The 12,660-nt window shown below is 39.0% G+C and carries 10 protein-coding genes and 1 pseudogene; 5 read left to right on the forward strand and 6 right to left on the reverse strand.

The genetic code is table 11. The annotated features are described in order from the left end of the window. Positions 1-2 precede the first annotated feature (2 nt). The 4 genes and pseudogenes from KW850_RS21385 to KW850_RS21395 all read right to left on the reverse strand — a co-directional run bounded on the left by KW850_RS21385 (position 3) and on the right by KW850_RS21395 (position 4,915). Positions 3-1,385, reverse strand: coding sequence for a glycoside-pentoside-hexuronide (GPH):cation symporter (locus KW850_RS21385; RefSeq protein ID WP_218349792.1), 1,383 nt, complete (start codon positions 1,383-1,385; stop codon positions 3-5). A 117-nt stretch (positions 1,386-1,502) separates the two neighbouring features. Next, positions 1,503-1,616: pseudogene (locus tag KW850_RS33465) on the reverse strand (aldo/keto reductase); the annotation flags it as partial. 254 nt (positions 1,617-1,870) lie between these two features. Continuing rightward, positions 1,871-2,806, reverse strand: coding sequence for a dihydrodipicolinate synthase family protein (locus KW850_RS21390; protein WP_218349793.1), 936 nt, complete (start codon positions 2,804-2,806; stop codon positions 1,871-1,873). Positions 2,807-2,920: 114 nt separating this feature from the next. Next, complete coding sequence (locus KW850_RS21395) at positions 2,921-4,915, reverse strand: YjhG/YagF family D-xylonate dehydratase (protein WP_218349794.1); 1,995 nt, start codon at positions 4,913-4,915, stop codon at positions 2,921-2,923. Positions 4,916-5,161: 246 nt separating this feature from the next. Between KW850_RS21395 and KW850_RS21400 the strand changes: the two genes are divergently transcribed. The 5 genes from KW850_RS21400 to KW850_RS21420 all read left to right on the forward strand — a co-directional run bounded on the left by KW850_RS21400 (position 5,162) and on the right by KW850_RS21420 (position 10,740). Further along, positions 5,162-5,923 (forward strand): IclR family transcriptional regulator, encoded by a 762-nt coding sequence (locus KW850_RS21400; protein ID WP_218349795.1) that lies wholly within the window; start codon positions 5,162-5,164, stop codon positions 5,921-5,923. Between the two features lie 253 nt (positions 5,924-6,176). Further along, entirely contained in the window at positions 6,177-7,163 is a 987-nt protein-coding gene (locus KW850_RS21405) for a glycoside hydrolase family 43 protein (protein WP_218349796.1), read from the forward strand. 756 nt (positions 7,164-7,919) lie between these two features. Next, positions 7,920-9,158: a saccharopine dehydrogenase family protein gene (locus KW850_RS21410; RefSeq protein ID WP_218349797.1), complete on the forward strand. Its 1,239-nt coding sequence runs from the start codon at positions 7,920-7,922 to the stop codon at positions 9,156-9,158. 1 nt (position 9,159) lies between these two features. Further along, the gene (gene nspC / locus KW850_RS21415; RefSeq protein ID WP_218349798.1) at positions 9,160-10,287 is read left to right on the forward strand and encodes a carboxynorspermidine decarboxylase; all 1,128 of its coding nucleotides are present in this window, start codon (positions 9,160-9,162) and stop codon (positions 10,285-10,287) included. Between the two features lie 201 nt (positions 10,288-10,488). After that, positions 10,489-10,740 (forward strand): DUF2535 family protein, encoded by a 252-nt coding sequence (locus KW850_RS21420; RefSeq protein ID WP_218349799.1) that lies wholly within the window; start codon positions 10,489-10,491, stop codon positions 10,738-10,740. A 1-nt stretch (position 10,741) separates the two neighbouring features. Here the strand turns inward: KW850_RS21420 and KW850_RS21425 are convergent, their stop codons facing one another. Together KW850_RS21425 and KW850_RS21430 are read right to left on the reverse strand one after the other, a co-directional pair. After that, complete coding sequence (locus KW850_RS21425) at positions 10,742-11,653, reverse strand: MBL fold metallo-hydrolase (RefSeq protein ID WP_218349800.1); 912 nt, start codon at positions 11,651-11,653, stop codon at positions 10,742-10,744. A 100-nt stretch (positions 11,654-11,753) separates the two neighbouring features. Continuing rightward, complete coding sequence (locus tag KW850_RS21430; protein WP_218349801.1) at positions 11,754-12,536, reverse strand: IclR family transcriptional regulator; 783 nt, start codon at positions 12,534-12,536, stop codon at positions 11,754-11,756. Positions 12,537-12,660: the final 124 nt, after the last annotated feature.

Here is a 12,660-nt window from a genome sequence, read left to right on the forward strand (position 1 = left end):
GATCATCCTCTCGTTTTTAATACATTAAGAATTCGTTTATGTTCCTTTTCATCCAAGTTATATAAGAAGATGGCAACAAGCTCGATGATAACAAATACGGCCGGAATGACAGTCATGGTAATCAAAATACCATTCAATGCTTCTGGAGTCTGCGCTTGATTAGCAACATAACCGAAGTTGGCCAAAATCAATCCTGGAACAATTCCTCCGATTGCCATACCAAACTTGAAGAAGAATCCAACCAATGCATAGATGATACCGCTTGCACGTTTACCAGTCTTATATTCGCCATAATCGATGGTTTCAGGAATTAACGCCCATGTAAATGCACCTGCTGTAATTGTACCGAGTGCTGCAATTAAGCGTCCTGCAAATACAAATGGAACCATGGTTGGCGGAATAAGGAAAAGCGCTAATAAGCCGATTGCCTTTAATGATAAAGCTGTAAATAATAGCTTTTTCTTACCCATCAATTTATACATCAATGGCATTAATGGCATAAGGATAAGTGCAGGAAGCGTTCCCATTAAACCATACCATTTTACTAATTCCGGTCTTGCAATGTTATACGTGACATAATAAATACCAACAGAGTTAACAATGGAGTTTACACCAAAATTAAGTATAAAGAAAAAGCAAACGATTAAAAGTGGACGATTTGTTTTTAATTGAATCCAGATATCTTTAAAGTTAATCTCTGCTTCTTTTGAATGATTAAGCTGAACACGTTCTTTTGTGTTATAAAAGCTGTACATCAACAAAAAGGCTCCTAAAATCCCCATGATTGTCATGGTGATTTGCCATCCTGAGCCTGTTTCTCCAGTCATATTTGTGAAGATTCCAGCTAAAAGGGGTACACCGAATGAAACGATCAATCCACCAGTGTTTCCGAACAGCATCCGGACTGAAGTCAAACTGACAACTTCTTTGTTATCTTGAGTAATGGCTGAAGTAAGCGCTGCATAAGGAATGTTAATCACTGAATACGTAATCGATAATAAAATATAAGTAGCATATGCATAAACAAGTTTCATAGGATCAGAAAATCCTGGAGTTGTAAAACAGAGAATCGCTACACCCGCAAACGGAAAGGCACCGTATAAAAGATATGGACGAAATCTTCCGTATTTTGTATTGGTCTTATCAATAACTGCTCCAATAAATGGATCGAGAACTGCATCGATCAACCGTACAACTAGGAACATTAATCCAGCTGCTGCAGCCGTGATTCCAAAAACGTCAGTATAGAAAAATAATAGATAACTACTTACGGTTTGATAAATGAAGTTACAGGCTAAATCACCAGTACCATAGCCAATTTTTTCCTTCATTTTGATCTTTTCGGGTTGAACTACTGTTAATTGCTGAGCAACACTTGTATTCATTCTGATTCCCCTCTTACATTATAATTTACAAATACTTAGTTTGTTGGCCGTATAAACAAAGTGGCGATCATACTACTATCCTTATACCAAACTGGACAAAAACCTTTATGGATCTCCTTATACTTTATTAAAATCATCAGGATCTGCAAACATTCGCTGGTCTGTGTTAAGAGCGTTTATTTTGTCCATGTCCTCTTGTGTAAGTTCAAAATCAAAGCTATTTGCATTTTCACATCATTATGTAAGACCGTTGTGCTTTGTATACCTTGTATCATCAACTTCACTCCTTTTACTCAATTTATTTGTGTCTCTGCACCGGCTGAGGAAGGGATTCTTGCCAGTGAAATATGAATAGACTTTAAAATAGTTTTATATTATAAAACATAATTTTATAATATAGACGTATTTAGCTAGATTATATCACCTTACAACAAGGAAATCTATTCCTACTTAGTATATTATTTTCTACCTTTTTATTTACGAACTTATGCTAAAACTCCTTTATAATCAGGAATAACTTGAACAATCGATGCATCTAATTCTTGCAAAAGCAGTTTGATAGACTCTATTTGTTTGTCATTTGGCTGGATAAGCGGCTTTTGACAATATCCATCTAATTCGATCCCTCTAAGGACCATCGCTTGCTTCATAATCGGGATAAACGGAGTCCCAAGATCGTATAGCCCCATCATTTTATCGACGATATTTTGGATTACAGCCACTTTTTTCAGGTCATTCGCGTTGATGGCATTTACCCACTCAGAAAATACTCCTGGATATAAGTTGGAGAGCCCCCCAATACAGCCATTTCCTCCACTAAGTATATTATGGGCAAAGTTTTCATCAAATCCGGAGTAGACAATAAAATCAGGGAATTCGTCCCGCACCGTTTGAATCAATTTTCTTGTATGCGTTATTTCCGTGACAGTATCTTTATATCCTTTAACATTCTTATGTTTCCTCAAGAGATTGAGGGTCACTTGCGGAGACAAGTCATGGCCTGTCCTTGCAGGGAAATTATACAAATAAATATCACCCTTTACCCCATCTGCGACCTGATCGTAATAGTATTCAACACTTTCATCCGAAAGTGAAAAATAATATGGGCTGATAATCATGACACCATCCGCACCGGCATCAATCGCATAGTTGGAAAGCTGTATCGTATCTTCCACTGTCATGCATGAAGTCCCGATATACACTTTGGTCCGATGATTCACATAGTTAACCACAAGGTCAATCAATTCTTTCTTCTGGGCATCATTTATGGCGAAAAACTCTCCAGTACTGCCCATAATGACTAAACCGTCTACTCCCCCATTAATTAAAAAATCATAAATATTTTTGTTGGCCTGTTGGTCCAAATTGCCCTCAGCATTAAAAGCAGTAACAACAGGCGTTAAAAATTGTGCTTTTTCCAATGAATCTCTCTCCTTGGAATCCCAGCAGACTCTAATTCTACCTGAGCCCGCTGGGATAAAAATATTTGTTTAATGAACTTTACCATAGCTCATGAAATTTTTTCTCCCTAAAAACTAATTAGTCACACTTTTTTCTTTCTTTTCGTCCGCTAGTGCTTTCATGCCTGCATTCAACACTTCAATGATTCGATCAGTATCATAAACACTTCCTCGCCAAGTTCCTCCACTTGCGGATTGAAGTGCAGCCCATAATCGAGTGTCATCCGGTAAACCAGGATCTGGCTTAAGGTTTAGATGTGTCTCACGTTCTTCTAATACTCTAGTTGCCTCTTCAATCGACAATCTATTATCCCTTGTTCCGATAAAGTTAACAGTACCGACCAACTGATCTCTGTCGACAATGATTTCAATTACATCTCCATCACGTAATTTACCAATTGGTCCCCCTGCCAACGCTTCTGGCCCAATATGTCCGATACATGCCCCAGTTGAAACGCCTGAAAAACGTGCATCTGTAAGTAAGGAAACATGTTTCCCATAGGATAAGTGCTTTAATGCAGAAGTTAATTGATAGGTTTCTTCCATTCCTGTCCCCAATGGTCCTCCACCCATGACAACCATGATGTCACCTGCTTCGATTCCGCCTGTTTTAATCGCCCTGATCGCTGCTTTTTCAGATGTAAAAACTTTTGCTTCACCAGTATGACGATAAACACCGTCTTCTCCGACCACGGAAGGATCAATGCTAGTTGATTTAATGACAGAGCCTTCAGGTGCAATGTTACCTTTCGGGAACGTAACTGTTGAGGTTAATCCTCGTTGTTTTGATTGAATTGGGCTCATGATGACCTCATCTGGTTGAATTCCATCATGTTCCACCAATAGTTGTCTAAATTTCGCACGTCTTTCTGAGGTTTCCCACCAATCAAGGTTTGCTCCAAGAGTTTCCCCTGTAACCGTAAGGACATCTTCATGCAACAGGCCTAATTTCCTTAGATGAAGCATAACTTCAGGTACTCCTCCAGCTAAGAAAGCACGAACGGTTGGATGGTTATCTGGACCGTTTGGCAATACATTTACTAAACGAGGTACCAATTTATTGATTCTTTCCCAATCATCGACAGTAGGAATTTTGCAGCCGGCAGCATGTGCAACAGCTGGAAGATGCAGCAACAAGTTGGTTGAACCACCAAATGCCGCATGAAGGACCATTGCATTTTCAATTGCTTTACCTGTAATGATATCCTTCGTAGTAATGTTTCTCTTTTCCAATTCCAACGCTGCGCGTGCCGACTGTTTCGCGACTTCTTCCCAAACAGGCTGGCCGGACGGTGCTAAAGCAGAATGTGGCAATGCCAATCCCAGTGCTTCTACAACCACTTGTGAGGTTCCTGCGGTTCCTAAGAACTGACAACCTCCACCGGATGAGCCACATGCCACACAACCAAGTCTTGCGGCATCCTCCAATGAAAGCTCACCATTGGAAAATCTTGCACCAATCGTTTGAACCTTGCCCGCATCTTCCCCATCTGTAGGCGGAAGTGTTGCACCGCCTGGAACAAGGACGGTTGGAAGATGATGCATGGATGCCAAGGCAATCATCACGGCCGGGAGACCCTTATCACAGGTGGCAACACCTATAACGGCCCGTCTTGTCGGAATGGACCGGATTAGGCGCCTCATCACAACTGCTGCATCATTCCGATACGGAAGGGAGTCAAACATGCCTGTTGTCCCTTGAGAGCGGCCATCACATGGATCGCTTACATAACTGGCAAACGGAACGCCTCCTAGCCTAGTAATTTCTTCAGCAGCAGCCCTCATTTGCAATCCTAGTTCATAGTTTCCGGTATGGTATCCTAATGCGATTGGAGTGCCATCATGATCCCGAATGCCTGCCAACGTTCCGATAATCAGTACCTGTTTTCCCAGGAGCTTGGATGGTTCCCAGCCCATTCCGGCATTCTGGGTCATACCAAAAATATCACCGCTTGGCAGTTCCCTTAACATTTCGGGCGTCAGTGGAAGTGAACCTTCCGGCCCAGCACCATGAGTCTTTATGTTATAAAGGGATTGGTTTCCTTCACCAAATATTGAGTTTAATGACATAGTAACCTCCAATGTTTAATTTATTTACTACCAAGTAATGATTTTATGTACATATAAAGTTTTATAATATAAAACCAAGTTTTATCATTTGGCTGCAATTTGATTATAGCATATTTATATTTATTCTGACTATTCCGTTACAATGGGAAAATTGTTTTTTAAAAAATTTTTTATTCACATTTATTAATGAATTATGTTTGTTATAATAAGATATGATTTTACAATATAAAACTAAAGGGGTTATCTATGCCTATTATTCAATCTGTTGAACGGGCTCTGAAGATTCTAGATTTATTTGATGAGCATAAGTCGGAGCTAAAAATTACCGAAATTAGCGAAAAGATGGGGTTGCATAAAAGTACTGTTCACTCCCTATTAAAAACACTTCAAGAGTATTCCTACATCGATCAAAATCCGGAAGATGGAAAATATAGATTAGGATTGAAACTAGCTGAACGAGGGAATTTAGTCATCAGCAATATGGATATAAGAAAAACTGCAAAAAAGTACCTTCTCGATCTCTCTGCCAAAACGGGACAAACAGTGCACTTGGGGATTTTGGACGGCCAGGAAGGCGTGTATATCGATAAAGTAGAAGGGGAACAATCCATTATTCGTTATTCTCGTATTGGCCGAAGACTTCCCCTCCACTCTACCGCAATAGGAAAAGTCCTTATAGCCTATCAACCCCCTAATGAAATGGAGCTTTTATTAAAAAATTATAACTACCAGTATCAAACCGCCAACACGATAGTCAATGAAGCCGTTTTTCGAAAGGAAATTGAAAAAGTCAAGCAGCAGGGCTATGCAGTAGATGAACAAGAAAATGAGCAAGGTGTTCGATGTGCAGCTGTGCCCATATTCAACGGGAAGGGGCAGGTCCTTGCTGCAATCAGTATTTCCACTTTAATTTCTCGTGTAAGCGATCCGGAACTGCATATATTTATTGATCTTCTCAAAATATCCTGTAATGAACTATCGGAACAAATGAGATATGGATTTGAATGATTTTTCTAATAATAATAAATAATTTAAGGCATGTTACTTGTTATGCAGACAGGGGGCTGTCTGATTCCCTAAAATACTCGAGGTGGAAATTAACATCCCACAATTGACACAGCCCCTTTTTTTTCAATCATTATTAATAAGTCAGAGCTTATATTTGGGCTATTAAAAAAGTTAGTTGTTTGGATATACAAAGTCATCTAACTTCAGCTATAATAATATTGTATGTTTCTAAATTATTTAATGGGGAGATATTATGATGAAAAACTCAAAGCCCAATGAACCATTAGTTACGCATATTTTTACAGCAGATCCTTCCGCACATGTCTTTGAAGGTAAGCTTTATATTTATCCTTCTCATGACCTTGATCATGATGAACCATCTAATGATAATGGTGACCAATACAAGATGGAAGATTACCATGTTTTATCCATGGATGACGTAAATGTACCATGTGTAGACCACGGAGAAGCTCTTCACTTAAAAGATATCCCTTGGGCAAGTAAACAGCTTTGGGCACCAGACGCTGCTTACAAAAATAACACCTATTATTTATTTTTCCCAGCAAGAGATAAAGATGGTATTTTCAGAATTGGGGTGGCGACAAGCCCTAATCCTGCAGGACCTTTTACACCAGAGGAAAATTACATACCAGGCAGCTTCAGCATTGATCCAGCTGTCTTCGTGGATGAAAATGACAAATCATATGTTTATTTTGGCGGGCTTTGGGGAGGACAGTTGGAAAAATGGCAGACAGGAACATTTACCCCAGATGCTGAAGGTCCAGCAGCTGCAGAACCAGCTTTAGGACCAAGAGTTGCTGAATTAAGCAACGATATGCTTACTTTTAAAAGCGAACCACAGGAAATTTCCATTGTAGATGAAAACGGCAATCCGATTCTTGCAAGTGATGAAGACCGAAGATATTTTGAAGGGCCATGGGTCCATAAATACAATGGTCTCTACTATCTATCCTATTCTACCGGTACCACTCATAAAATTGTTTATGCGGTAAGCGAAAATCCACAAGGGCCATTTGTGTTCAAAGGAACGATTCTTACTCCTGTCATTGGCTGGACCACACATCATTCGATTGTCCAGTTTAATGAAAAATGGTACCTGTTCTATCATGATTGCTCGTTATCAGATGGCGTGAATCATAAGCGCTCTGTGAAATACACTGAACTAAAATATAACGAAGATGGAACGATTCAAACGATTGATCCTTATGGGAATAAATAATGAATTGATGACTGACTCTTTGAATAGGGGTCAGTTTTTTTCTCTATAGAGACCGGTGACAGTTCTTGTGGTCGAACGAGCTTCATTAAAAACCACTAAAACCGCCCCTCTCGTTTTGGAAAACTTCCTCTTTGGCATCTTCTAATATTTTCCGACAATCTTTTAAAATTTCTTATTGCCATTTAGATAAGATGCTGATAATATAATAAGAGCGTAAATTGGAAAGCTATTATTCAATATGTCTGGATCTTTCCAAGCAGATAATTTTTGACCACTTCCTTCAAGAAGTTAAGGCCATACGGACAGCCGGGTCAAATGCCGAATGGCAACTCTAGTTGCCTTATTGATTGAGTTAAAAGCTCAAATTTTATAAGTTGGTTACTTTACAACCAGTGCATAAGCACACAACTTGTGAAACGGTCAATAAGAGTAGTAAAAGTAATTATTTGCTATATAGACTCTGATCCTATTATGATATATTTTGAATATTATAGAGCTTCCTTACTTATTCTTCAAGGACCTTTATCGTATTAGTATATGATTTCTATTACGGTATACGTATGCTTTTTAATATTGATATTATATCTAACAAGCAAGTGTGGTGCGCAGGTTTGCGTTATGCACTTGCTTTTTTTGTTGCGTTTCAAACGTTTTTTAAGAGGTTATGACATTCGTCTTCATCGTTCGATCATCGTTATATTGTTATGAAATTCCTCTTTGCATGATCAAAAGTCTATTAAGTTAGGAGATAAGAAAATGGGAAAAGCTCTTATAATTGGTTGTGGTGGAGTGGCATCTGTAGCCATCCATAAATGTGTTCAAAACAGTGAGGTATTTGAAGAGATTTGTATCGCAAGTCGTACAAAATCAAAATGTGATGACTTAAAAGCGAAATTAGATGGCGGCAAGACAAAGATTACAACTGCACAAGTTGATGCAGATAATGTAGATGAGTTAATCGCGTTAATTAATGAAGTAAAACCAGATATCGTCATGAACTTAGCTTTACCTTATCAAGATTTAACGATTATGGATGCTTGTCTAGCTACAAAAACACACTACATGGATACAGCAAACTATGAGCCAGAAGATACGGCTAAATTTGAATATAAATGGCAATGGGAATACCGCGAGCGTTTTGAAGAGGCTGGAATCACAGCTCTTTTAGGAAGCGGCTTTGACCCAGGTGTAACAGGTGTATTTTCTGCCTATGCATTAAAGCATTATTTTGATGAAATTGAAACAATTGATATCCTTGACTGTAATGGCGGCGACCATGGTTATCCGTTTGCTACAAACTTTAATCCTGAAATCAATATCCGTGAAGTTTCTGCTAACGGAAGATACTGGGAAAATGGTGAATGGATTGAAACAGAACCAATGGAAATCAAACGCGTCTATAACTTCGCTGAAGTTGGCGAAAAAGATATGTATTTGCTTTACCATGAAGAGCTTGAGTCTCTTGCTCAAAACATCCCAGGCCTTAAGCGTATTCGTTTCTTCATGACATTCGGGCAAAGCTATATTACTCATCTAAAAGCCCTTGAAAATGTAGGAATGACAAGCATCGAGCCAATTGAATTCGAAGGAAAACAAATCATTCCACTTCAATTTTTAAAGGCTGTATTACCAGATCCAGCATCACTTGGACCACGTACAGTTGGTAAAACAAACATCGGATGTATCTTCAAAGGGAAAAAGGATGGAGAAGAGAAAACGTATTACGTTTACAATGTTTGTGACCACCAAGAGTGCTATAAAGAAGTCGGATCTCAAGCAATCTCTTATACAACAGGTGTCCCTGCAATGATCGGTGCGGCGATGATCATGACTGGCAAATGGAACAAACCAGGCGTATTCAATATTGAAGAATTTAATCCAGATCCATTCATGGAAGAATTGAACAAATGGGGTCTTCCATGGGTAGAAGACTTTAACCCAGTGCTTGTGGACGATGAGCCTGTGAAAAAGAAAGAGCCGGAGTTAGTTTACTAAGATGCGGTTTGAAGAATTACCGACACCATGTTATGTAGTTGATGAAGGTCTAGTGGAAAAAAATCTAAAAATCCTGAACGGAGTCATGAAACGGACAGGAGCAAAGATTGTTTTAGCGCAAAAAGCATTTTCAATGACAACAATGTATCCTCTCATTGGAGAGTATTTAAGCGGTACAACGGCAAGCGGTTTGTACGAAGCACGACTAGGTTACGAGGAAATGGGCAAAGAGAATCATGTCTTTGCCCCTGCCTATCGTGAGGATGAAATAGACGAAATTATTTCCATTTGCGATCATATTATCTTTAATTCTTTCTCACAGCTGGAAAAATTTAAAGATAAAGCCCTTCAGTCTGGCAGGAAAGTTGGCTTGCGCATCAATCCTGAATGCTCCACCCAAATTGGACATGCCATCTATGATCCATGTTCACCAGGTTCAAGATTCGGTGTAACCAAAAAGCATTTTCGTCCCGATTTACTGGAAGGTGTTTCTGGGCTGCATTTCCATACCCTTTGCCAGCAAAACTCCGACGACTTAGAAACCACTCTTAATGCAGTGGTAGAAAAGTTTGGCGAGTGGCTCCCGCAAATGGAATGGATCAACTTCGGCGGCGGTCATCATATTACGAGAGAAGATTATGATATCCCGCGATTAGAAGCGTGTATTAAGAGAATGCAGGATCAATATGGTTTAGAAGTTTATCTTGAGCCGGGAGAAGCCATTGCGCTTAATGCAGGTTACTTGATTACGTCTGTCCTTGATCTTCATCAAAACGGTATGGAGATTGCGATTCTTGACACGTCTGCAACCTGCCATATGCCAGATGTATTGGAAATGCCTTATCGTCCACCACTTTTTGGATCAGGTGAAGCCGGCGAGAAACCATTTACCTATCGTCTTGGCGGGCAAACCTGCCTTACAGGTGATGTGATTGGAGACTATTCTTTTGATCAGCCATTAAAGAGCGGTGATCGCTTAGTTTTCGGTGATATGGCGATCTATACGATGGTCAAAAACACCACCTTTAACGGCATGCCATTACCGGCCATCGCTATTCAAGATAAAGATGGCGATTGTCGTGTTGTGTCCCAATTTGGCTATCAAGATTTTAAAATGAGACTAGCTTAAAATAGTATTTGTTAAGGGAAGCACATTTTTATATGACGCGCTCCCCCTATCTGAATATCTTTTTAAAGAACCAGATTCTAATAATAGGAATCTGGTTTTTTTATATTAATAGTCTTATTCGTGAACATTAATGTAATGGTGGTTTCACGGGGATAATAAGTTATAATAATAGAAACAAACTAGTAAAAAGAAGATGATATTTTGTTATGTAAAAGCCTAGAGTTCAAGAATATGGACGGACAGAAGATAAAAGTCATTGATATTCCTGTATTAGAAACAAACAATAGCTATTATTTTATGATACAAGCCCGGTTACAAATCTATATTGCATTCCTTTATCATCACCCACATGAACAAAGCTGCTATTCCTTCCGTGAATATTTAAAACGAAAAATGAGTTGGGTTGATTACAAAAATCTATTTTGTATTAAAGAGTTTAAGGATAATGCTTAATTCAGTCCTGTAGTCTTTTAAGATTTTGTTGATAAATTTCTGGAGATGACCAATTTTGATAGTTATCTGGTAAAGGTATATCATCTACATTATTTGCTGTTTTTGCAATCTGACTGATAATTTCGATATAATTTATTAATTCTTTAAGATCATTTTTGGTTCCAACTGGACCATGCCCTGGTACAGCTATTTTAAAATCAAGCTCTTCTACAGTCTTTAAAATTTTCCTCCATTGTTCAGGACTGGATTCATCAAAAAAGGTTGGATGGGTATGGACGAATAGCAAATCCCCCATAAATATGACCTTCTCTTCTGGGATAAAGAGCATCGCATCACTGTAGGAATGCCCCCCGCCCAAGGTAAAGAGTTTCGCACTCCTTTTTGTCCCGTGAAAGGTTTTTTCCTCTTTAAACGTTTGATGTGGTAATACTAATTCTAATGTTGGCAGTGAGGCTTGGAATTCGCTTAGAAAGCTTATTTGATGCTCTAGTTTCCTTTCATTATTATTCCTCAGTTGCTCCTTTAATGAATCAATATAATCAGCTAGGCCTTGTAAACCCTCTTTCTGCTTCTTTATTCGTGCCGGATGGAGTTCCCTCATTTTTTGATATGTAACTTCACTTGATATGATCGTACTAATCCTGAAAACTTGATTACCGCGGATATGGTCTCCGTGCCAATGACTATTGATCACCCATGTAATGGGGCTGTTCGTTATCTTTTTTGACATCACTTTTAAGTCTTCTGCCGCCTGTTGCGTATTAAAGGTATCAAATACAATGGTTTGATCCCCTAAATCAACAAACCCTGCATTTCCTACTGAACCTCCGCCCTCTTTTGCGATCGCTGCATAAACTCCCTCACTAACCTTTTCTAGTAAAAAATGATTGCTGTAAAATTCGCCATTCCCCATTTTTCCTCTCCTTCGTTTAGTAGACTTCAATTGAAATCTACAATTGTTGTTCCAACGCTATTCAACTTCCATTGTATAAAGGTAAATTTTGTTTTTGAACTTAGTACGAAGAATAATGATTTTTAAAGTGTTGGTTAATCGCTTGACAAGTATCACGAAGGGCGGATGCCAGCTTTTCTTCATTGCCATAAAAACGAGTAGATGGGAGCGGAATTGAGACAGCGCTTAAATTCCCTATTTGATCAGCAATTACTGCACCCACTGCACAAATTCCTTGTATGTGCTCTTCCCTTGCAAAAGCAATCCCCTGTTGACGAACTACTTCTAATTCCTTTAACAATTCTTTCCGGCTTGTAATGGTATTCTCATTGTACTGTGGCAGGTCCTCAGGTAACAGTCTCTCAACTTCAGTTATTGGCAGCGAGGCTAGTATGGCCTTTCCGTTTGCTGTGCAATGTAATGGAAAAGATGCGCCGGGTTGTGAAGTTGCTTGCAATGGATGAGGAGCGATTATTTGATCCACAAAAAGCACCTTACCGTTATCTAATACGGACAGGTCTACTGTTTCATTGACTTGACGCGATAGTTGTATTAAAAATGGTCTAACCTCTTCCCTTAAATCACTTTGGACAGCCGCGGCCAGCATAGCAATCTCTGGCCCGAGACGGAAACCTTCGTCAGCAGAAGCCGGTGTAACAAACCTTTCCTGTTCCAGTGTTGTAACAATTCTTTGAACCGTAGATCTAGCAAGGCCCGCTTCTTTGGCAATTTTCGATAGGCTTAATCCTTTTGGATGATCTCTAAGAACTCTCAGTATATTAGCTGCTCGAGTAATCACTTGAACAGTTGATATTTTTGTTTGCTCCTGTTTATCGTTGTTCAAAAGTATGAACCCCTTCCTCCACTATCTATCTTCTATTATAACTGAAATTTGAATGTGTCCGAAAAAGATAGTGATTGACATCGGATTTTACTATTCGTTATACTTAATTTATCAATAATGATAC

It is taken from the genome of Bacillus sp. sid0103, assembly GCF_019219025.1.